At 62.0% G+C, this 22,215-nt stretch carries 21 protein-coding genes; 9 read left to right on the forward strand and 12 right to left on the reverse strand.

Going from position 1 to position 22,215, the window contains the following annotated elements:
- Positions 1–53 precede the first annotated feature (53 nt).
- From VMH22_08400 to VMH22_08420, 5 genes are all read left to right on the forward strand, one after another.
- Positions 54–1,169 carry a glycosyltransferase family 4 protein gene (locus VMH22_08400; GenBank protein ID HTW91714.1) on the forward strand — a complete coding sequence of 372 codons (1,116 nt, stop codon included), beginning with the start codon at positions 54–56 and terminating at the stop codon, positions 1,167–1,169.
- A gap of 12 nt (positions 1,170–1,181) precedes the next feature.
- Complete coding sequence (locus VMH22_08405; GenBank protein HTW91715.1) at positions 1,182–1,886, forward strand: YggS family pyridoxal phosphate-dependent enzyme; 705 nt, start codon at positions 1,182–1,184, stop codon at positions 1,884–1,886.
- Positions 1,887–2,002: 116 nt separating this feature from the next.
- On the forward strand, positions 2,003–2,419 hold the full coding sequence (locus tag VMH22_08410; GenBank protein ID HTW91716.1) for a metallopeptidase family protein: 417 nt from the start codon (positions 2,003–2,005) through the stop codon (positions 2,417–2,419).
- 767 nt (positions 2,420–3,186) lie between these two features.
- Positions 3,187–3,381, forward strand: coding sequence for a hypothetical protein (locus VMH22_08415; GenBank protein ID HTW91717.1), 195 nt, complete (start codon positions 3,187–3,189; stop codon positions 3,379–3,381).
- Positions 3,382–3,511: 130 nt separating this feature from the next.
- Positions 3,512–4,171 carry a hypothetical protein gene (locus tag VMH22_08420; protein ID HTW91718.1) on the forward strand — a complete coding sequence of 220 codons (660 nt, stop codon included), beginning with the start codon at positions 3,512–3,514 and terminating at the stop codon, positions 4,169–4,171.
- 174 nt (positions 4,172–4,345) lie between these two features.
- Here the strand turns inward: VMH22_08420 and VMH22_08425 are convergent, their stop codons facing one another.
- The gene (locus tag VMH22_08425) at positions 4,346–6,886 is read right to left on the reverse strand and encodes a sodium-translocating pyrophosphatase (protein HTW91719.1); all 2,541 of its coding nucleotides are present in this window, start codon (positions 6,884–6,886) and stop codon (positions 4,346–4,348) included.
- A gap of 522 nt (positions 6,887–7,408) precedes the next feature.
- Here VMH22_08425 and VMH22_08430 point away from each other — a divergent pair.
- From VMH22_08430 to VMH22_08445, 4 genes are all read left to right on the forward strand, one after another.
- Complete coding sequence (locus VMH22_08430; GenBank protein HTW91720.1) at positions 7,409–9,619, forward strand: YfhO family protein; 2,211 nt, start codon at positions 7,409–7,411, stop codon at positions 9,617–9,619.
- 60 nt (positions 9,620–9,679) lie between these two features.
- Positions 9,680–10,396, forward strand: a complete 717-nt coding sequence (locus VMH22_08435; GenBank protein HTW91721.1) for a hypothetical protein — start codon at positions 9,680–9,682, stop codon at positions 10,394–10,396.
- 100 nt (positions 10,397–10,496) lie between these two features.
- Entirely contained in the window at positions 10,497–11,276 is a 780-nt protein-coding gene (locus VMH22_08440; GenBank protein HTW91722.1) for an alpha/beta fold hydrolase, read from the forward strand.
- On the forward strand, positions 11,273–11,869 hold the full coding sequence (locus VMH22_08445) for a hypothetical protein (GenBank protein HTW91723.1): 597 nt from the start codon (positions 11,273–11,275) through the stop codon (positions 11,867–11,869). The genes VMH22_08440 and VMH22_08445 overlap by 4 nt, the downstream gene beginning before the upstream one ends.
- Before the next feature lie 15 nt (positions 11,870–11,884).
- Here the strand turns inward: VMH22_08445 and VMH22_08450 are convergent, their stop codons facing one another.
- The 11 genes from VMH22_08450 to VMH22_08500 all read right to left on the reverse strand — a co-directional run bounded on the left by VMH22_08450 (position 11,885) and on the right by VMH22_08500 (position 21,932).
- Positions 11,885–13,018 (reverse strand): FAD-binding oxidoreductase, encoded by a 1,134-nt coding sequence (locus VMH22_08450; protein ID HTW91724.1) that lies wholly within the window; start codon positions 13,016–13,018, stop codon positions 11,885–11,887.
- Positions 13,015–13,395: a (2Fe-2S)-binding protein gene (locus VMH22_08455; protein ID HTW91725.1), complete on the reverse strand. Its 381-nt coding sequence runs from the start codon at positions 13,393–13,395 to the stop codon at positions 13,015–13,017. Before VMH22_08455 ends, VMH22_08450 begins: the two co-directional genes overlap by 4 nt.
- Positions 13,392–15,608 carry a signal peptide peptidase SppA gene (gene sppA, locus VMH22_08460; protein HTW91726.1) on the reverse strand — a complete coding sequence of 739 codons (2,217 nt, stop codon included), beginning with the start codon at positions 15,606–15,608 and terminating at the stop codon, positions 13,392–13,394. The genes VMH22_08455 and sppA overlap by 4 nt, the downstream gene beginning before the upstream one ends.
- Positions 15,609–15,685: 77 nt before the next feature.
- Positions 15,686–16,246 carry a 4Fe-4S dicluster domain-containing protein gene (locus VMH22_08465; protein HTW91727.1) on the reverse strand — a complete coding sequence of 187 codons (561 nt, stop codon included), beginning with the start codon at positions 16,244–16,246 and terminating at the stop codon, positions 15,686–15,688.
- A 109-nt stretch (positions 16,247–16,355) separates the two neighbouring features.
- Positions 16,356–16,838, reverse strand: a complete 483-nt coding sequence (locus tag VMH22_08470) for a hypothetical protein (GenBank protein HTW91728.1) — start codon at positions 16,836–16,838, stop codon at positions 16,356–16,358.
- A 16-nt stretch (positions 16,839–16,854) separates the two neighbouring features.
- A complete protein-coding gene (locus VMH22_08475) occupies positions 16,855–17,445 on the reverse strand; it encodes a hypothetical protein (protein ID HTW91729.1) in 591 nt (196 codons plus the stop codon).
- Complete coding sequence (locus tag VMH22_08480; GenBank protein ID HTW91730.1) at positions 17,442–17,921, reverse strand: hypothetical protein; 480 nt, start codon at positions 17,919–17,921, stop codon at positions 17,442–17,444. The genes VMH22_08475 and VMH22_08480 overlap by 4 nt, the downstream gene beginning before the upstream one ends.
- A 31-nt stretch (positions 17,922–17,952) precedes the next feature.
- The gene (locus tag VMH22_08485; GenBank protein ID HTW91731.1) at positions 17,953–18,489 is read right to left on the reverse strand and encodes a DUF177 domain-containing protein; all 537 of its coding nucleotides are present in this window, start codon (positions 18,487–18,489) and stop codon (positions 17,953–17,955) included.
- Positions 18,486–19,481 (reverse strand): MoxR family ATPase, encoded by a 996-nt coding sequence (locus tag VMH22_08490; protein ID HTW91732.1) that lies wholly within the window; start codon positions 19,479–19,481, stop codon positions 18,486–18,488. The genes VMH22_08485 and VMH22_08490 overlap by 4 nt, the downstream gene beginning before the upstream one ends.
- A gap of 242 nt (positions 19,482–19,723) precedes the next feature.
- A complete protein-coding gene (gene fbp, locus VMH22_08495) occupies positions 19,724–20,842 on the reverse strand; it encodes a fructose-1,6-bisphosphate aldolase/phosphatase (protein HTW91733.1) in 1,119 nt (372 codons plus the stop codon).
- Positions 20,843–21,779: 937 nt separating this feature from the next.
- Positions 21,780–21,932 (reverse strand): hypothetical protein, encoded by a 153-nt coding sequence (locus tag VMH22_08500; GenBank protein HTW91734.1) that lies wholly within the window; start codon positions 21,930–21,932, stop codon positions 21,780–21,782.
- Between the last annotated feature and the right edge of the window lie 283 nt (positions 21,933–22,215).

A 22,215-nucleotide genomic window follows, 5' to 3' on the forward strand; every position in this document is an offset into this window, starting at 1 on the left:
GCGCTCCGCGCTCCCGCCTCTGGCCTCTCGCCTCTCGCCTCGTCGCTCCCGCAATGAAGATCGTCTTCCACGCCGTCTACTACCTACCCGAGTTCGGCGGGATGGAGAGTCACATCATGAGCCTGGCCTGGGAGCTGCGCGACCGGGGCCATGATGTCCACATCGTCTGCGGCAAGTCTCTGCCCGGCCTCGCCACCTACGAACTGATGGACGGAATCCATGTCCACCGCGCGGCCTGGTTCGGCCGCAACCCGGTCGGCTGGTTCATCTACACCGGCTGGTCGGTATTCAAACTGCTCAGTGTCGCCAGAGGCGCCGACATTGTCCACGGCGAGAGTTTCCCTTCCGGCTGGCCCCTGACCTTCGTGAAGCTGCTCTACGGCACTCCCATACTCATCACCCTCCACGAGACGCGCTTCCAGAAGTTCGTCAAGAAGGCACTGCTCAGGCCCGGGCTCAGGCTGCTATACTGGGACGTGGACCACATTTTCGCCAACAGCCTGCCGCAGGCCGAAGCCGCCCGCCGGGTCGCGACCTCGAGCAAGGTGGAGCCGTACGTAAACGCCTGCGACACCAAGATATTCCACCGGGTCGCTCCGGCATTCGGCGAACCCGACAAGAAGACTCTCGTCCTCTCGGCCCGGCTCATACCCAAAAAGGGCGTCCGCCATGCCATCGAGGCGATGCCCGCGATACTCGCGCGATATCCTTCGCACCTCTACATTGTCGGCGAGGGCGTACTCAAGCCCGAACTCGAACAGCTTGTCCGGGACCTCAAACTGCAGGACGCGGTTACTTTCCTCGGCAAGCGGCCGAATACTGAGATGCCGCCGTTCCTAAGTTCCGGCGACGTCGCGCTTGTGCCTTCATTCTACGAGGAAACCTCAATCGCCGCACTGGAGGCCATGGCCTGCGAGACCCCGGTTGCCGCCTCGCGGGTCGGGGGCCTGCCCCAGATTGTCGAGGACAGGGTTTCAGGCGCCCTGTTCGAGGCCGGAAACGCGACGGACATCGCCGACAAGGTCATCTGGCTGCTCGGACAGGACCGCGAGAAGATGGGCAAGGCGGCCCGTCAGCGCGTCATGGACAACTGGGACGTGCGCCATTTGACCGACCGCCACCTTGCCGTCTACGAGGAACTGCTCAGCCGCAAGAAGAAAGCCCGCTAGCCCCGGCCCGCAGTGAGCATCACGGATAATCTGGTCGCGCTCGAACAGAGGATCAACTCGGCGTGCGGCCGGGCCGGTCGCGCTCGCTCCGATATCGCCCTCGTAGCCGTCACCAAAACCCGGACCCCAGCCGAAGTGGCCGAAGCCATCAGGGCCGGCGTCGCCCAAGTCGGCGAGAACCGTGTGCAGGAAGCCGCGGCCAAGAAACCTGAAGTCACGCTTCCAGCATCATGGCATCTCATCGGCAGCCTTCAGACCAACAAGGCAAAAAAGGCGCTTGAGCTGTTCGATGTTATCCAAAGCGTAGACTCGCCCCACCTCGCTCTTGAGCTTCAGCGCCGGTGCGAGCAAATGGACAGGCGCGTTGAAGTCATGGTTGAAGTGAACACGTCCGGCGAGGCCTCGAAACATGGAGTCCAACCCGCTGCTGTCCCTGACCTTGTCTCGGAGGTCCTGAAACTCGACCGCCTGCGCCTGAACGGCCTGATGACAATCGGCCCGGGCCTTGCGATTGAGGAACCCGAAGCGTCCCGCCCTTGCTTCAAGCTACTAAGCACCTTGGCCGAGGATTGTCGCCAGCGCTTCTCAACCCCTCTACCACGTCTCTCGATGGGCATGAGTTCCGACTTCGAGGTCGGTATCGAAGAAGGCGCGACCATTATCCGAATCGGCACTGCCATCTTCGGCTCACGGCCCTCTGGCCAGAAACCGGATTAGGAGTTCACCACCAAGACACAAAGGCACCAAGTTCGGTCCGGTCGAAGACGTGTGTCCATGCCCAGCTCATCGTGTCTTAGTGTCTTTGTGGCTGAAGTCCGGTTCCCTGCTATCTGATGGAGGCCGAGCGGTTCAGCGAGCTGGTGGACGAGGCCATTGCCTCGATACCCGAGGACTTCCGCTCGCGCCTTGAGAACATCGCTATCCAGATTCAGCCCATCGCCTCTCCACGACTCTACAGCAAGCTGAGCCGAAATCCATGGGGCCTGCTCGGCCTGTACCAGGGCGTTCCCTATGCCGGGCGCGGCCCCTGGTATGGAGGCGTATTGCCTGATCGCATCCTCATCTTTCAGAAGCCAATCGAGCGGCTCGCCCGCACTGCCGAGGGAATCCGGAAGCTCGTCCGCGAGGTCGTCATCCACGAAATCGGCCACTACTTCGGCCTCTCCGATGACGAACTCCGCCGCCTCGAAGCCGAAGCCGACAAAGCCGACCGCGCCCGCCAGCGACCACAGCACGAGAACCCGGAATAGGAACCCCACATCTGATTAGGATCACTCACGGCTGACCGTCGCGTCCGGTTACCGTCCCGATTCCTTGACTGCGGGCTATCAAAGCGTTCGACGAGGTCCTCTCCAGATCGCTCGGCAAGCCGCCTCGCGAGTCATCCTGCAAGCGGCCCTGCATGTCATCCCGCAGGCAGCGTCGCGAGTCGTCGTCAGAACGACGATGCAGGTGGCCGCGTGAATCGCATTCCAGACGCTTCAGGAAGCGACGCTCTAACTCACCTTGAGAATCATCTCACAGGTCGCGCTCCAAATCGCCGCAACAATCGCGGCCAGAGTCACCATCAGAGTCCCTTTCCGGATAACCTTGGGAACCACGGTCCGAACCGTTCCCGGGACGACCCCCAGGGCGACTCGCCGAGCGATCTTAACTGACTATGATTCCGTCTCTTATCCCCGATTCTCGCCACTTACCCGTATGAGTCTTATTGGTATCATGCGGGCTGTATGAGCCGCTCGAATGGGATGTTCGAGTTCACGCGCGAAACAGGGCTGCGGCTGCGCGGGCTGAGGATAGCTGTGGCGCCTCGCACCTGACCCGCACTTGCCCCTGTTCGACCCGAACAGAACGAACCCGGCAGGACTTCCCGCAGCAAGGCGGTCTCTGGGCCAGACCCCTAGCCGGCCGCCGACGCCTTGACATCCATCAGGTCGATTGTATCCTCTCTCGGTGAAACACCGGCTTAAGGGTCATCGAGCTCTTCGCATCCGCACAACGGAGGAGGTGTTGACCTATGAAGATTGAAGGCCTCGACTGGATCGATTGGCTACACATAACAAGGTGGGAATCAGAGCAGAAACGGAAGCAGCTCGGCCTCAGCCGGGTCGAATGGCTCAGGCGAATCGAGCAGAGGGCGGACCAGATTCGGCAAGAGATGGCCACGAAGCCTCAGCCCGTCGTCCGGGACAAACCTCTGGCCAATGGGTAGCAGTTCTTCACCGCCCGACCGCGCCCGCCTTCGACCCTCGGCCGCGGAGCCCGACGAAGACGGGAAAGATGACCCCGGGCATGAGGCCCGCGGATTTGATAACCCCGGCCGCGAGTCCTAACATGGATTCATGAAACGACTTGCTCTGAGGACCGACCGCGCACACATCCCCACATTCCAGCCCGGCTGTTCGGCTCAGTCAACACACCGCACTTCGCCTCTTCGCGTGAAACGGCAGACGCAACTCCGGTGGCTTGCAGCGACCATCCTTGCCGTATCGATTCTGATGACAGGGTGCATTCGTGAGAAACCTGCCGTGCGCTTCTATCCCACGTGGTCTGACGACATGGTGTTGTCGGCGATCTGGGCCAAGGCCGGAACATCGCTGAAGTACGATTCGCTTGGCGATGGCGAGATACCAACCTACGCCCCGGGCGGTGGGCGCTCGCATGCTGACTACAACCAATCTGATTTCAGGGAGTTCACGGCCATCGTGCGCGGTTGGCTGCCCCGGGACTTCATCGATCTCCGAGTCGCATGTTTGACTGAGAGTGGAACAAGAGAGACAACCTTCGTCGAGCCGGAGTTCATCAGCCCATACAACACCTACCAATGGGCGATTTCCTGGGGCGATGTCAGGCAACAGGCTGACTTCGCGGCATTCAAGATATGGCAACTGAACCCCTACGGCGGCAGAGCACTTCCTAGGGTGAGCCCGGGTCGATACCACGTTTCTCTTGTGAGAAACGGCAAAGAGCTGTGCAGTAGCGACCTAACGATTAGTAAGTAGCCGTCCAGTTACGCCGCAAGCGGAAGCTGCGGCAAGACGTCACCTCTCTCTCAATCCCGCGCGATAGTGGCGATGGCCCCCAGGGTGCGACGGCATCCAGCGCTCTTGCTCTCGGCCCGTGCGCAAGAGAAAGGGCCCGGGGTTGAGCCCGGGCCCGAGTAGCAGCCAAGCGGTCTACTTCTCGAACTTCAGTCCCTTCTGGGCAGGGATTCTCATCGAGTAGAACGACCGGTAGACGAAGACCAGTGCCACCGCCAGCAGCACGACCCCGATGCCCGCGCGCAGCGTGTGGTTCGTCATCGTCACGGCAATCTGCGTAGCCAGCACGCCGAATAGCGTCGTGAACTTGATGACCGGGTTCATGGCGACTGAGGAAGTATCCTTGAACGGGTCGCCGACCGTATCACCGACCACGGTTGCCGCGTGCAGGTCGGTGCCCTTCTGCTTCAGGTCCACTTCGACGATCTTCTTCGCGTTGTCCCAGGCGCCGCCGGCGTTAGCCATGAAGATGGCCTGGAACAGGCCGAAGAACGCAATCGAGATGAGGTAGCCGATGAAGAAGAAACTGTTGAAGAACGAGAGCGCCAGCGCGAGGCAGAAGACAACCACGAAGATGTTGATGAGACCGCGCTGGGCGTACAGCGTGCATATCTTCACGACTTCTTTGGAGTCCTTGATGTCGGCCGTGCGCTTGGACAGGTCCATGTGCTCCTTGATGTAGACAACCGCGCGGAACGCGCCGGTCACGACCGCCTGCATTGAAGCACCGGTGAACCAGTAGATGGTCGCACCGCCCATCAGCAGCCCGAACGCGATTTCCGGCCTCACAAGGCTCAGGTGGCTTATCACCGCGTTGATGCCGCCGGGCAGGGTATTGCCGAGCAACAGGATGATGCCGAAGATCATCGTGGTCGCGCCGACCACGGCCGTGCCGATGAGCACCGGCTTGGCCGTCGCCTTGAACGTGTTGCCCGCGCCGTCATTCATCTCGAGGAACTGCTTGCCGCTCTCGAAGTTCGGCTCGAACCCAAAGTCGCGCTTTATCTCTTCCCTGATATTCGGCACGGCCTCAATCTGCGACAGCTCGTAGACGCTCTGTGCGTTGTCCGCGACCGGGCCGAAGCTGTCGACCGCGATGGTGACCGGGCCCATGCCGAGGAACCCGAACGCGACGAGGCCGAACGCGAATATCGGGCCGGCGAAGCTGAGCGTCGCCGGCATCACGCTCGACACCTGCCCGGACAGCGAACCGGCGATGAACATCAGGCCGAGGATGAGCGACCCGGTCCAGAACGCCGAGAAGTTGCCCGCCACGAGCCCGCTCAGGATACCGAGCGACGCGCCGCCCTGGTCCGCGCTCTTCATAATCTCATCCACGTGCCGGCTCTTGGTCGAAGTGAAGAACTTGGTGAACTCGGGGATAAGCGCGCCGGCAGCGGTGCCGCAGGAAATGATGGTCGAAAGCACCCACCAGAGCTTCGGGTAATCCGCGCTCAGCAGAATATAGGTGGCGGCAAACGTCACCGCAATCGAGAGGATGGAAGTGAGCCACACAAGCTGGGTCAGCGGGTGTTCGGGGTCGAACGTCTTCACCTTGCTGTACCGGGCCATCATCAGCCGTTCGTTGATCCAGTAGGATACGAGCGACGTCAGGATCATCAGGATACGCATTGCGAAGATCCAGATGATGAGCTGGCCGCACAGCTTCGCATAGCCGGCGGCGTGCGCCGCAATCACCGGGTCCGCGGAATTGACCATCGCCGCGACCGGCGCGTAGAGCGCCATCGCCAGGAAGGTAATCAGCGCGACTCCGGTCACGCCGTAGGTCTCGAAGCCGTCGGCGGTCGGGCCGACGCTGTCGCCCGCGTTGTCGCCGGTGCAGTCGGCAATCACGCCGGGGTTCTTGGGGTCGTCCTCCGGCAGCTTGAAGATGATCTTCATCAGGTCCGAACCGATGTCGGCAATCTTCGTGAAGATGCCGCCGCCGATACGGAGCGCCGATGCGCCCAGCGACTCACCGATGGCGAAGCCGATGAAGCATGGCCCCACGAGCGTCGTGGGCAGAAACACGAGGATGCAGATCATGAAGAAGAGCTCGACGCTCACGAGCAGCAGCCCGACGCTCATGCCCGAACTCATCGGCACCGCGGTCGCGCCAATCGGGTACTCCTTCAGCGAGGCGAACGCCGCCCGGCTGTTGGCCATGGTGTTGATGCGGATACCAAACCAGGCCACGCCGTACGAACCGAGGATGCCTAGAATCGAACTGGCCAGGATGAGCAGCAGCGGCCCGAACTTGCCCATGCCGAGATAGTGTTCGAGGAATCCGAAGTAGTAGGTGACGCAGATGCCGATAAGCACCCACAGGATGATGAGGAACTTGCCCTGCTGGAACAGGTAGGTCTTGCAGGTTTCCCATATGGTCTCTGAGACCGCGCTCATGCTCTTGTGCACCGGTGCATTGCTCACGCGCCGATACTGAAGCAGGCCGAACAAGAGCCCGAGCACGCAGACCCCAAGGCCGATGTACATCAGGTTCACGCCCCTGTGCGGCGAGCCGAACACTGTGAACTCAATCTTCTTCAGGTTCGGCAACTCGATGTCGGCCTCGCTCTTGGACTTTGCGGGCTCACCCGCAGGCGCGACCGCGGCGCCGGGCGGCGGCACGGCCAGAGCGCTCTCGGAAACGGGCGCGGGCACCGGCTGGGCGCTCATCGCGGCCGGCTGCGCGAACCCAACGACCCAGAAGGTCGCCAGCAGCAAAATCAACAGTCCGGTCCGGGGCAGGTTCTTCCTCATGTCGATTCTACCTTTCTTTATGAACTACAACGGTAACTCGAAGCAGGATGACCACAGACTGCCCGGCTCAACTGACGACCCCGGGCGGGCGTTAGTCTATGCAACTCATTCCGGATGTCAACATGGCTGGAACAACAAGCATAGTGTGCCTACCGGCCCCTACTGCGTCTTCAGCACTGCTTGTGCAGCCGTAGGCCCGGCTGGCTCTCACGCTTGCAGCACAACCGTGCTGCCCTGAGGCAGCGAGTGACCGGGCTGTTGTGCCGGGCAACAGCAAGTCCTCAATCCTCAATTCCGAGTCCTCAGTCCTCGGTCTTGAATCCTCAGCCCCTGGTCTCCGGCCTCATCTTCATTGACACACCCGTCCCTGTGCTCTAGAATCCGCCCAGACGTAAGAAACTGCTCATGACACAGCGGACGCGAGACTGGCTCCCGTTCTTGATCCCGGCGGCACTGATAGGTTTCTATTTCCCCGTGCTTGCCGGGTTCCGTTTCTTCTGGGGCGACGCCGCGGACTTCTATCCGACCGCTTCCTACGTTGCCAGCTCACTGCACCATTTCCACATACCCTATTGGTCGCCGTACATCTCCGCGGGCTTCCCGACCTGGGACTCGGTTCCCTACCCGCCCAACTGGCTGCTGTCTCTCTTCGTAGGACCGGACGGCCGGTTGAGCTACTGGGTCTACGAGTTGATGGTGATCCTGCACCTCCTGATTGCCGGGCTGTCTACGTACGGTTTGGCAAGGGAGTGGAAACTATCGAATCGGGCCTCGGCTTACGCCGGGTTGACTTTCATGCTCAGCGGATTCATGTCCGCGCGCACCACGCAGCCCGGCGTAGTCGTCACACTCGCCTGGTTTCCCTTAGCCCTGCTGCTGGTCAGTCGGGCTCTGAACCACCGCCGCCTCGCGCCCGCGCTGGGCGCGGGCCTGGTGATGGGACTGGCTGCCCTCGGTGGACACCCGCAGATGCTCATGCACATGGCGTACGCTTTGGCGCTCTATGTTGTCGCCTTCGTGGTTAAGAACTGGAGAACACAGGGATGGAAAACGCTTCTGCGCGGCGCTTACGTACTGACGCTGGTCGGCCTGGTCGGTGTCGCGATATCAGCCGCACGATACCTTCCGATTCTTGATTTCGTCAGGTACTCGGACCGAAGTTCGAGCAGCGTCGCCTTCCTCACCGATTGCTCCTTGTACCCAGGCCACCTGCTCACTCTCCTCGTACCCAAGGCATTCGGCAGCGTCACAGGACCGACTGGGCTGCCCGGTCCGGTTCCGCACTCGCTCAAGGCCGTGGACTACAGCTACGTCGAAACCGTAATCTACGTTGGCGTCCTGCCGCTGCTCCTTTGCGGGTTTGCCCTGACGGACCGGACAAGGTCACTGCGCTGGTTTCTGGCGCTGCTGGCGCTCGGCGCGCTTGTCCTGGCGCTCGGCTGCTACACTCCCGTGTACCGAATCGCGATGGCGGTTCTGCCCGGGTTCAGCCTGTTCAGGATTCCGGCACGCCTGAGCGATCTATTTACGTTCGCGGCGTGTGTCATGGCCGGTCTCGGCATGGACGCGTTCCTGCGCGAGGGAGCGGAGCCCCGGGCCCGGCGTTGGTTGGTACCGGTCGCCCTGTGCGCCGGATGGGCGGTTCTGGTCTGGGCTCTGCTGGCCAGCGGTCTTTTGCGTGGGCAGCACCGCCTCTGGGACCCGAAGCTCGACAACCTGACAAGACAGTGGCTCATATTCACGGTGCTGTCCGTCGTAGCGACCGGAATCATCTTCTGGCGAACCCGAAGCAACTGGTCGCCGGTCGCCGGATACTGGCTTGTGGTCGCGGTCACGTTCCTGGACCTGCTCGCGTTCGGGCACGATGTCAACGCCTCGCACGTCAGACCGACACAGATTCCCTTTGCTCCGAGTGGAGCCGTCGACCACATCCGGCAGGAATCGAAACAGGAGATCTTCCGAACCAGTATGAGCGGAGGCAGCCGTTTTCGCCTGGGCAGCAACCGCGGGAATCTGGACCACGTCGAGATGCTTCAAGGCTACACCGGATGGGTGGTCGCGCGGCTCGCACAAGTCGGCGGCGACAGACACATTCTCGACCTTCTCAATGTCCGGTACGAGATCGACCCGACCGGCCAGCGGCTGATCCCCAATCCAACCTACCTGCCACGGGCGCGGATGGTCTACCAGTATCAGGTGGCGACATCCGACAGCGCGGCGCTCGAGACCGTCCGCGGCGGGACATTCGACTACCGCGGCGTCGCGATTCTGGAGCATGACCCGGGATTCCCGTCCGGCTCGAACGACGAAACTCGAAACGATGTCGTCATTACCCGCCGCGAGGCGAATCGGATGGAACTGCAGGTTCAGACCGACGTGCAGGGCATTCTCGTGCTGTCCGAGGTCTACCTGCCGCAATGGAAAGCGCTGGTCGATGGACGCCCCGCCACGATCTACCCGGTTGACTACGTGCTGCGAGGTCTGACCCTGAATGCCGGCTCCCACCATGTCGAGATGTACTACGACGGCTCGCTCATTCGCCTGGGCTCACTCGTCAGTCTACTGACGCTGGTCATTACGTTCGGACTCATCTTGACGCTCCGACGGAATCGCAACGCTCGCAGGTCACTAGATGGGATACAGACATAAGCCAGTAGCGATCAACTGGCCAGGCATTGACGGCCAGCCATTGTGGTATAGCATGACGCAATGAAGGCGCGCGCGCAACGGGTCGGCCACGAGTCCGAACGTCGTTTCGCGCTGGCTGTCGGAGTCGCGCTCACCGCGGCTCTCGGAGCATGCTGGCTCTGCGGCTGCGGAACCGCGGCCGCGTACTGGCCTCTGCGCCGCGGCCAGTCCGCGCTGGCGCTTGAGGCCGGCGGGCCGGTCGTGAATCTGTCCGGCGCACAACTGCCCGTCCCCTACCCGGTTGCCCGGTTCCGCTACGGCGTCACCGACCGGTTCAACGTCAATGTCGGCGCCCACCTGTTGATGCCCGCGTTCGGTGTCGCCGGATTCGACGGCGGGGCCAGCTATCATTTCCTCGACCAGGCGGGTTGGCGACCCTGCGTGGGCGTGGCCGTCGGTGAAATCGGGCTGATTGAATTCGACGGCAGAAGCGCCACAGTATTCATGCCGCAGGCGGACGTCACCGCCAGCTATCTGCGTGCGAACCACTCGCTCTCGTATTTCGGCGTCCATACGCTCTACCAAATTCGCCCGAGTTTCCACATGACCTTCTCACCCTACGTCGGTCACAACTTCTCGGTCGGCCGCGAACTGTCGGTCGGCCTTGAATTGAAGTGGTACGCGGCATACGAACGCGCGGAGCCGCGCGCAGTCAAGTACAGCCTGCCCATCGCCAACCACGGCGGGCTCGGCTTCGTGGGCGGGATAACATACCACTTCGGAGGCTGGTATCGCTAGGCCGGTTCGGCTCGCGCTCGCCGCCGCGTTCCTGCTCCTGGGCGCGAACTGCCTGAAGCTGGACCGGTTCCTGTTCTCGCCTACGACTGTCGATGAGTACTTGCGTCCCGGCGATATCGACTCGGCAGCGTGGCACGTACGCGGCATCATCCCGGATTCGCTCTATCACGAGGTCGGACTCACTTCGTCAGGCGGCAACCACATCTACGGGTTTCTGGTTCAGCCCAAGGAAAGTACGGCCCTGAACGATGTCACGATTCTCTACTGTCACGGCAACTCGGACAACATCAATCGTTACTGGGGCCGGGTGGAGCTACTGTGGGACATGGGCTATCGTGTTTTCATCTTTGACTACCAGGGCTATGGCAAGAGCGAAGGCGAGGAACGTGGAGACGCATGCCTTGCCGACGGCCGGGCCGCACTTACTTACCTGCGCACTAGACCCGAGGTGAACCCCGACCGGATCGTCTATTACGGATGGTCTATGGGCACTTTCGTTACGACCTATCTTGCGGCCGACTCGGTCACGCCATTCGGACTTATACTGGAATCTCCTCCCGCCTCGGCCGAGGCGCTCGTCAAGGAGGGAACTGTGGTCGACATCCCGGGCAGCATGCTCACAGACTTCTACGCCGACTTCGACAACGAGAGCCGGATTGCGCGTGTCGGCGTTCCGGTCCTGATGATGCAGGGCACGGTGGACAGCACGCTCGCGCCGGCACGTCACGCCCAGCGGCTGCTGGCTGCGGCCGAAGGGCACACCGACATCGACATGTGCTGGGCCGTAGGGGCCGGCCACGACAACGTACCTTATGTGCTGGGCGAGGAGTATGCCCAGCGCATCACCAGCTATGTCGAGTGCCGGGCAAGAGAACAGTGAGGATAGTCAGCGGTCTGCTCCTGGTGACTCTGCTGTCAGGCAGCTTGTACGGCGCGGACGCCTCGCGCGAAGTCCCGCCCATCGACCCCGGCATCCTCCTCGTGGAAGGGAGCGGCGCGGCGCTCGGTGGCGCTGCGTGTGCTGCCGGGTTCGGATTCCTGCTGACGAAACTGTATGATCCATCCCAGAATGTCTGGAAGACCTTCGGCGGGACTGTGCTCGGAGGTAGCCTCGGTTACCCGCTGCTCTGCGGCGTCGGCTGTTGGGCGGCAGCGAAACTGGTCATGCAGCAGGGCACATTGGACGGGGCCGTGGTCGGTGGACTGGCCGCAACGCCGGTTGCGCTGACTGTCGCCTGGGTCGGGACTCTGGTCGAGAAACTGCCGCCGGGCTCGATCAAGAGCTCCCCCATCTACGTCGCGGCGGCACTGATACCTCCTGCCGGTGCGGTTCTCGGCTACAACCTCAGCCGACCGAAGACCCCGCCCGGCAACGCCTGGCTTAGCCGGTTCAACCTGCCTGCAGTATCATGGCGGCCGGACCGCCGTGCCGGAACGTCGGTCGACGTCAGGCTGTTGAACGCAAGGTTCTGATGGGAATCCTCTACCCTATTTCATCGCCTCGGCCTTGCCGAAGCTGCGGGAGAGGAAGAACTCGTCGAGCGGAATCGAAGCGCTGCCTTTGACCATCTGCTCGGCCATCAGCTTGCCCAAGGCAGGCCCGAACATGAAGCCGTGGCCGCTCATGCCGCTGGAGACGTAGAAGCCCCGCAGCGACGTGCCGCCGCAAATGGGATTCCCATCCGGGCTCATCTCGTAAGAGCCTGCCCACTGGCGGAGCACCTTTACGCCTGCCAGCCTGGGCACCAGCCGCACCATTCGGCGCGGCATCTCGGTGATGAACTCGTCGGTGGCGTCATAGTTGTGCCCGGGCACCAGCGGTACCGGCGTATAGCAGCCGATGAAGTGGCCGGTGCCCGAGTGCTGGACGAAATAACAGCCGTCCGGCCGATAGTCGACCAGCATGGGATTGAAGACGCGCTCGACCGCCTCGGTGACCAGGGACTCGTGACGGTCGGCAGTGACCGGCACCCTGACACCGGCCATGGTCCCGACCTCGTCGGCCCAGCAGCCGGCCGCGTTGAGCAGCATGTTGCAGGCGTACACATCGCCCTTCGCGTCTGTGACCGAGACAACCTTGTCGCCGACCTTGTTGACCTGCTTGATGTCACAGTCCATCACCAGCGCACCACCCAGCCGCTTGATGCCTTCGAGATAACCGTAGGTGACCTTGAACGGATTGGCCTGTCCGTCGGTCGGGCAGTACGCGCCTCCCAGCAGCCCGACCGGGTCAAGCCCGGGAGCAATCTTCACACATTCGTCCGGCGGGACGAAGCGGACGTCGAGGCCATAAGTCTTCTGGATAGCAATCGCATCAAAGAAGGCCTGCTTCCGCGTCTCGTCAAAGGCAAGGAAAAGGTACCCGCCCGCAAACCACTCGACGTCCTCACCCAGCTCCTCGCTTAGGCCCTGGAACATCCGGACGCTCTCAATCATGACCCTAATGGTCAGGTCGTGGGTAAACTGGGCCCTGATACCGCCGATGCACCGGCCGGTTGAACCGGCACAGGGGAATCCGCGCTCCACCACCAGCACTTTCAGGCCGCTCTTCGCAAGATAGTAGCCGGTGGCCGCGCCGGTGATGCCGGCGCCGATCACGACGACGTCGGCCGAACGCTTCATGGGACAGCGCCTTCCTTGTCGGTCCGGTCAGGCGTATCCGACTCGGCCGACACGAATGACCCCAGCAGCCCCAAGGGCAGAGGCTTAAGCGGCGGCCTCGGCCTCGGTTGCTGCTGCTCTGACGCGGGAATCCCGGTCTCTTCCTGTATCAGCCGGGCGATGAGCCTCAGGCACCCGCGGCCCTGGCAATGTCCCATGCCCGTCCGGAGATACCGCTTGACCGCTTCAAGGGAATGATAACCCATGCGGATGGCCCGGCGTACCTCGGCCTCGGTCACTTCTTCGCAGCGGCAGACGACCACCGACGATTGACGATTGACGATTGACGATTGGCGATTCCGGGCCCTGGCCTTTGGCCTGCGGACTTTGGACTTCACTGCAGGGCCTTCTTCACTTGATCCTGGGCGAAGTCACTGACCATAGAACCAAGCCCGGAACCGGCTGCCGGCAGGACAATATAGTCACACTCCCCGAGTCTCGCGACCTTCTTCGCGTACCCGATCGCGTCAAGGAACCCGCCCAACGTATCAACGATGCCGACACGCTTCGCGTCGAGCCCCGACCATATCCTGCCTTGTCCTATCGAATCAACGTGCTCAAATGAGAGCTTCCTGCCGGTCGCGACCTTCTGTACGAACTGGTGGTAGAAGTAATCAACCTGCGCTTGCATGATTGAATCTTCTTCCGGGGTCATCGCACGCATATCTGACATCGCCCCGGCGTGCTCGCCGCGCGTTACCGCCTGACGCCGCGCCCCGAGCTTGTTGTACAGCCCTTCGGTCACAAACTTGTAGTCGAATACCCCGATCGAACCGGTGAGCGTGGTCGGCAGGGCGAAGATCCGGGTCGCGTTGCAGGCAATGTAGTAGCCGCCCGAGCCCGCGACTCCGGCCATCGAGACGATAACCGGCTTCTGCTTGCGGCACAGCTCAAGCTCGCGCCAGATCATGTCCGAGGCAAACCCGTCGCCACCCGGAGAGTCAATCCGCAGCACGACCGCCTTGACTCGTTTGTCCTCGCGCGCCTGACGCACGGCCTGCACCATAGTCTGCGCGCCCATCGTCGTCGAGCCGCTGAGCAGGTCGGTATGTGACTCGCCGGCGGTGATGTCACCGGTGGCATAGACAATCGCGATCGCCGGCCTCGGAGTCCAGTCATCATTTGGAATCGCCTCGGCCAGGTAGTCATTCTCGCTGACCTTGGCGAGCCCCTTCAGTTCCTTCTTCAGCACGCTGTCGACCTGGTCGTGGTAGTAGACATCGTCCACCAGCCCGTTCTGTTTTGCCTCCTCGGAGTTGAAGAAGCCGATGTTCACCAGTGCCTCGATGCTGTCGCGGCTGACGTGACGGCCCTGCGCTGCCGCCGCCAGGAACTCATTGTAGGGCGCATCAAGGTAGGCCGTGTACTGCTCTCGGTTGGGTGCGGTGAGCGAGTCCTCGGTAAACGTCTCGATGGCCGACTTGTACTTCCCGTGTCGGGTGCCGTTGAACTGGATGCCCAGCTTCGCCAGCGTCCCCTTCAGGAAGATCGTCCCCATGCTCATGCCGGGAATCGTGACATCGCCGAGCGGATGGGTCCAGATCCGATCCGCCACTGAGGCGACATAGTAACTCGTCATTCCCATGCTCGGCGCGTACACGATGACCTTCTTGCCTCGCGCCCGGAATGCGGCCAGCGCCTGCCGCAGTTCCTGCGCGTGCGCAAAGCTCGTGCTCAGGTCGTCGATCCTGAGCACCAGGGCCTTGACGCTGCTGTCCCTGCGCGCACGGTCAATCAGGTCGAGCAGTTGCCAGGCTGTGCGCACGCTTTGCGAGCTCAGGCTGAAGCCCGGCTTTCGGTCGGCAATCTCCTCGTTGAGTTTCAACTCGACGTATCGATTCCCGGCGGGCGACAGGGAACGCTGCGGCGCGGTTCCAACCCGCAGGTAGCCACCGACCTCGTTGAGTCCCTCGGTGCCTGCCGCACCGACGCCGGCCTTGCCCAGCCCGAGCGAGACCGTTGCCGCGAAATGCAGATCCGCAAATTGGTCACTCGACAGCACCTTCATACCGAGCGTCAACCCGTCGATCGGCTCCACCTCGAACCCCGCCATCGGCTGCAGCGGCGTGATCAAGTACGTCTCGCCGAACAAGGTGAACCGGTTGCCGAGCGGGCGTACTGCCGCCCCGACCGCCAGTCGGCCCCAGTCGTGGTTCAGGTCGTCCCAGACTGCGCCGACCGAGACCTGCTTCACCGGACGCACCAGCGCCGACAAGTCCCACCGGCTCAGCGAGTCATGCCTGAATCGCAGGCCACCATAGACACCGCTGCCGCCCATGCCAAGGGCGACGCCGTACCGCGCCGGCTCGGGTTCCCAGTAGGCAGCGAGCGGCCCGGACCTGGCAAGGAATGTGGTGTTGGAGAAGAAATCGGACCAGAGCACGGGCTCGAAATTGTAGAAAGCGTAGACTTCCGAACCGGGTCGAACCCCGAGTCCGGCCGGGTTGGCTAACGCCGCCAGCGCGTTGTCGGTCCCGGCCAGCGACAAGGGCAGGTCCGGGACGAGCGCCTGAACCGGGAACGCAAGCACAAGCAGAGTGAGAATTACCATTTGCCAATTCCTAATGCCCAACGAATTCCCGACTACATCCGAGGCGCGGCCATTCGTTTGGAATTGGGTATTGGTCATCAGGAGTTGGTCGCTGCGACTTTGATACTCCGCACCGTGTTCCAGTACCGCTTCGGCACGGCCACGGTGATGACGGCGCATCGGTTCATGGCCTTGGTATCAAGCACCTTCAACACCCTGGCCTTGCACACGGCTCGACCGGCCCGGTCCAGACCGGTGACCCGCGCGCCGGTTTCAGGCCTCGGCAGCAGCTCATAGGGTATGGTCACCGCCGCCTCGGTCTTGGAGAAGTGCTTGTGCACGACGAATATCGCCAACCCCGGGCACTTGGAAAGACAGAGCGTGCAGCCGTTGCACTTGGAGAAGTCGACCTCGGGCGTGTCGGTCAGTTCACCCTTGATGGTTATGGCCTGGCGCGGGCAGGCATAGGCGCAGGGGTTGCAGGGGATGTTCTCGATGCACTCGACCATCACCACCGGGCCGGCTGCCAGCCTTTCCTCGGACGGCACCGCGCCCCTTGCGGACAGCTCCCTTGTCGAGATCACGCCGGTCCTCTGGCAGGAGGTAGGATGGGACTTGCCCGCAGATGGTGACGGTCGCCGGGGTTCGGGCTTTGGCATGGTGGGCGATTATAAACGCGCTGTCGCGCTAGTCAAGACGGCCTCACCGCGCTCTGCAACAGCAGCGGCAGGCCTCATCGAGGCCTGCCGCAAAGTCTCGATACCCCGACTACTGGCCCTTGGTGTAGGTCAGAACAATGGTAGTCTTGCCACCGTCGCCCTTGCTGACGGTCATGCTCGTCCACTCCTTGGTCGCATCGTTGCCGTAGACGAGCGTGGTTCCCTGCTCACCTTCGGATATCATCGACTGCTTCCAGCCCGCGAACGCAGCCTTGTAGAAAGTCACGACCGTCGCGGACGGATCGGTCGTTTCCAGCGTATACACGGTGCCGGTCCCGTGCTCGCTCGTCATCGAATAGCGCGCCGTCGGCTTGGCACCCGGATAGCGCAGCGCTGCCGGCAGGCCGGAGATGTCGACGTCGCTGCCGACGTCGATTGTCGCCTTGCCGCCGGTGGTCTTGTTGACCGCAGCCTCAAGCGCCTTCTCGGTGACCTTCCTCGACACGTTCTCGCCGCACTTCATGCAGCCGATTCCGGTGACGACCAGGAACCCCAGAACCAGACACAGCGCGGTCATACTCGTCCGTGACATGTTGCCTCCTCTTTCCCTATTCTGACTTTGTCGCTGTGAACTCGCCCGAACCATCAGTCGGCGCGACCTCCAGCGTGTACGTGTTGCGGTTGTACAAATCGAGTTCGTCGCTGTCGGACAAATCCTGTTCGTCCGTGACCTTGCCCGATGCGTCCAGCGCCCGGACGAGGAAAGTCGCGTCCTGCGGCCACGTGAACCGCCAGGACTCCTTCTCGCCGGTAGCGGCGCAGGTAGCACGCGCGTGGTGCTTGGCGTCAGCGGAACTGCCGAACCCGAGCAGCACCGGGTCTCCGGTCATAGTCTTGCACGTCCACTGCCCGGCCCCGGAATCACGAGTTACCGTGATTTCGTAGGTCGTCGGCACGCGCAAGTCAACGACCCCGGGCATGTTCAGCCTGGCAGTGATGCTCGCGCCCGTATCCGGCTTCGCGACCACCGTGGCACCCGAGTGTTCGGGCAGACTGAACAGCAGCTTGGCGCCGCCCTCGCCGGCCATGACCTTGAGCGAGCTACGGACCCAGGCTTCGCTCATGTTGCCTTGAACGGTGAAACCTGCACCCGCCGCCAGGCAGATGCAGGCCGTCACCAGAATCATGAATCGACTCAAAACTCCTCCTCGTCCTCCTCATCGGTCCTGACGTCGTCAGACTCGTTCTCGTCGAAGCTGGGCAGCATGTTTTCGAACTGCATCACCGACCAGGCGGCCACGAACCCCTGGAAGTCCACCTCGGTCAGTCCGGGCGGAGGCTTCGGAGCCGGAAAGTCCTTATAAACCAGCGGCGGAAACTCGACCAGCGGCAGGCTCAGTCCCGGAATGCTCGCGCCCGGCGAGAAACCGACGATCCGGCGCGTCCGGTCCGAGATAATGAGGTCCTTCCAGAATCCGCGATGCTCGCCGCGCAGGTCGTAGACTGACGTACCAACCACGTATCCGCGCGGCCTGCCCTTGAAGTCGTATATTTCCGTCCCGCGCAGACGGAAGATCGCCTTGCCCCACCTGTTGTAGAGAGGAATCTCTCGTGGCGGCGTCGGTGTATACTTCGGAGTCTCATCTCTGATGTACTTGGAAAGATCAACGTTCACTTCTATCAGTATGGCCAGGAACGCTTATAAGTCAAACTGAACGCAGCCCCGCGCCGGTGCCCGCTTCATCCGCGGGTACGCACCGGCATTGACCCTTGTTAAGATCCGCGCCGCACGCCGCACAGATTCCGCGGCAATCCGGACGGCAGCGTGGTGCGATCGGCACGGCCAGGTGGATTGCGTCGTGCACCATCGGCAGCAGGTCAAGCCAGCTGCCATGCAGGCCGCCCTCACCTTCGCACTCGGCGTTCCGGTCGGTCTCCACACCCGCATCGTCGCAACTCAGGAATTCGGCCGCCAGTGGCTCGCTCAGGTCGCACTCATACTCGCAACCGCAGTACGCGCACTCGAGCCTGGCACGGTAGGAAACCGAACCCGCCACTATCAGTCGCTGGCCGCTGCGGGTTATCGAAAGCGATACTTCTACCGGGCCCACGAAGAACTCGAACGAAGGATTCTCCGCCACCTCCCGCGGTCGCAGGGCAATGTCTTGCGGCAGCAGCTTGAAGCTCAGCTTGTTCTGCCCCTGCTTCAGCGAAGCGAGCGGTATGTTCAATACGTTCTTCACAGCTCCTCCACCAATCGCCGCACAACCGTATCGGCCTTCACATTCTCCGCCTCGGCCGCGAAGTTGGTAACGATGCGATGTCTGAGCACGGGGCGGGCGACCGCCTTCACGTCGTCAATCGCCGGCGTGTACCGGCCATCGAGCATCGCGCGGGTCTTGGCCCCGAGAATCAGATACTGCGACGCACGCGGCCCCGCGCCCCAGCTCACCCAATCGCGGATGAACTGCGGGCTCGTCTCGGCTGATGGCCGGGTGGCGCCGGCCAGCTTCACCGCATAGGCGATGACCTCGTCCGCCACCGGCACCCGGCGCACCAGCCCCTGCAGCTCGGCTATCTCCGCGGCAGTCAGCACCCGGGAAAGATCCGGCACGTACGCCGAGGTCGTGCTCTTCACAATATCCATCTCCTCGGCCGGGCTCGGGTAGTCTACGAACACCGAGAACATGAACCGGTCGAGCTGAGCCTCAGGTAATGGATAGGTGCCTTCCAACTCAATCGGGTTCTGGGTCGCGAGGACGAAGAACGGCTTGGGCAGCGGATAGGTCCGGCCCGCCACGGTCACGTGATACTCCTGCATCGCCTGCAGCAAAGCAGCCTGGGTCTTGGGCGGGGTCCGGTTTATCTCGTCGGCCAGCACCACGTTGGCGAACACCGGCCCCTCGACGAACCGGAAGGCCCGTCGCCGGGTGGTCGAGTCCTCCTCGATTATCTCGGTGCCGGTTATGTCCGAAGGCATCAGGTCGGGCGTGAACTGCACCCGGTTGAACGACAGGTCGAGGACCTGGGCCAGCGTGTTCACGAGCATCGTCTTGGCCAGCCCGGGCACACCGATGAGCAGCGCGTGGCCGTGCGCCAACAGGCAGGTCAGCACCTGCTCAACCACGACCTTCTGCCCGATTATCGCCTTGGCGACTTCCTGCTCAATCCGCGACCTCGCCTCGCCGAGCCGCCGTACCGCCTCAACGTCGCCCTGCGTCCGCACGCTACTCATACGCGACCTCGCGGCCCGCCAGGCTTGTACGTGTCCGTCTCATTATCAGCCATTATCTACCTTGTCACTCCAAAGCCCGAAGTTCGAAGCTCTAATGACGATTGAAACTCGAATGACCAAACGGAGACAGCGCCAACAAACGCGTCGCCCTTCGGCTCCCGCATTTCGCCACTTGGTCATTGAATCGACATTCGGACTTCGTCATTCGGACTTAGTCCGAGCGCCGAGCTCGACCGCGGTAGCTACTTCTTCTTCCCGACCAGCTTGTCGAGCACAAGCGGCAGGGTCGTGTACTCCATGTCCTTGAGGCCCAGCCGGTGCGGCTCGAACGGCCCATGCCGGCGCAGCATCTCCCCGATCTCATTCGCCTGCTGGCGGGCAAGGTCGAACGACGGGTCGTCGAACATGTCCCGCGGCCCGACTAGCGTGCCTTCGTTCACCTGGAAACCGAGCGCGATGACCCGCGGCGGCCCGTCGAACCGAGAAGGCGTCGCCTGCGGCACCGACACCGGCATCAGCGGCCCGTAGTGCGAGCCCCGCATCCAGCCGGAAACGATGTGCGGGAACGAGAACGGCTCCAGAATCTCGCCGATGGCAGGCAACCCGGACTGACCGCGCACGATGCACACCGGGTCGTCCTTGCCCACGTACTTGCCAGCTATGAGGGCCAGCTTCTGGGTCGAACTCGCCGCGGCAATCTCGCCACCCTTGGTGTAGACGTTCTTGATGATGTAGTTCTCGGGCGAACCGATGAGGCACAGCAGATCGTACATCTGCTCCGGGCAGGAAAGGAACATGTCCCGCCCCTGATGGATGTCGTGCACCTCGAACTTGAACCCGTCGTGCATGCTCGGGTCGATGACGAGCCCGATGGTGTTGAACGGGTCCGCGAACATCTTGTACAACGGATAATTCCAGGCCCCGGGCGCGCACTTATCCCCGCAGAAGACCACGATCGGCTCGCTCTTCCGCTCTACGAACGTCAACTCGGCCACGCCCGGCCCCATACCCTTCACGTTGCCGCAGAAAGAATCGGCCAACATGTCCTGCCCGGCGCCGTACAGCTTCAGCTTCTTCGCCAGTTCGGTGCCCTTGGAGAAAACGTCCCAGGCCAGGCCATGAATGACCTTGGAATCATTCCCCAGCCAATGGGTCATGACCAGCTCAAGGTCGTCACCGCACGCGGAAACGTGGAAGTCGGCGATGGTGCCCGACGCCATGGCCTTGTCGAGATGCTTCTCGGCCAGTTCCATGATGTCAGGGTGCGACGCCGAATGGCCCACGTAGCCGCCGATGTCGGCCTTGATAACCGAGACGGTGACGGGCTTCTGCTTGACAACTGCTGATGTCTTCTTAGGCAAGGGTCCTCCTTAGGTAAGTTAGAAATCTTAGGCCAAGACCGCCTGAGAGTCAACCCGCGCCGAGACGATCAACCGCAGATGTCGCAGATGTGAAGACCGCCAAGTCGGGGACATGACCGCCCAAATGGGGACTGTACCGCGCTGAGTCCGACGCAAGCGCTCCGTGGGACTGTCCCCATTTGGCACCATCGGAACTGCATCCTGCCTTCGCGCCTGATCGTGTCCCAAACCCGACAGAGGAGACTAACCGCAGATTACGCAGATGTCGCAGATGGCACAGACGTGAAAGACGCCAAGAGCGCCAAGGACGGGGACATGACCCAATTCCGTCGAGGAATTGGGATCGTGTCCCAAGTCCGACCCGGATGAGACTATCCACAGATTTCGCAGATTACACAGATTCCATCCGCTCTTCATCCGCCACTGGATCCCCAGACCACTTGGCCACTACTCGCCCACAGACGGACGCAGATTCGCGTGCAACGGAACGCGGCCAGTTTCTTATAAGTCCCCAAGAATTCCGACCCGGAAATCCACTAACTTCTCTCTTTTCAATTCACTATTCACTCTTTCCGAATCTCCCCTATCCCATCCCCCCGGCTATTCTGGAGATTACTCCCCGAGTTACCCGGAGGCCAATTCCGAGGGTTACCCGGAAGGCTATTCGAGGAGCAATTCGGAGAGCTACCCGGACAGCTATTCGGAGGATTACCCGGAAATCTATCCTCCCCGCTAGTCGGAGATCTACCCGGGAAGCTATCGGGAGAGCTGTCCCGAGGATTGCTCGCGGAATTCCCCGGAGAATTGCTCAGGAAGTAATCCTGAGAGCAATCTACCGAGCTATCGGGAGGATTACCCGGAGAATAACTCGGGGAACTCCAAGGCGGGTCGCCTGCCCGGCTATCTGGCGAGCAGTCTGACGGACTCCGGTCGTGACCTACTCAGTCACGACAACCTTGCGGACAGCTTGCGGCTTGTGGCTTGAGGCTTGTGGCTGCTCCCGCACAAAGTACACGCCGGACGACAGCGCCCGCACGTCATTCGCGCCGGGATGAAGGTCCAGCACCTTCCGGCCGGAAGCGTCGAGCAACTCGTCATTGACCTCGGAGGCCCCTGTCGGACAGCGCGCACGTCGCTCTTGGCTGGCAACTCAGCCAGCCTCATGCCCAGTTTCTGCGGAAACCAGAGCGAATCCTCAGTACGTTTCGCCATGGCTCCAGTTTACCCAAGAGGGGAGCGTGGCATCAATGCTGTTGGAAATCGGGGCTATTGCAGGTGAAAGGTGCATGCAGACGGACGTAAGCTGTCATCCGGCGTTGGATCGCGTCGACGGTGCTGAGTCCGGAGACGACTTCCCGTAGGCTTCCGTGCAT

This window comes from bacterium, from assembly GCA_035505375.1.
Classification (GTDB): Bacteria; Hydrothermota; Tepidihabitantia; order Tepidihabitantales; family Tepidihabitantaceae; genus UBA2258.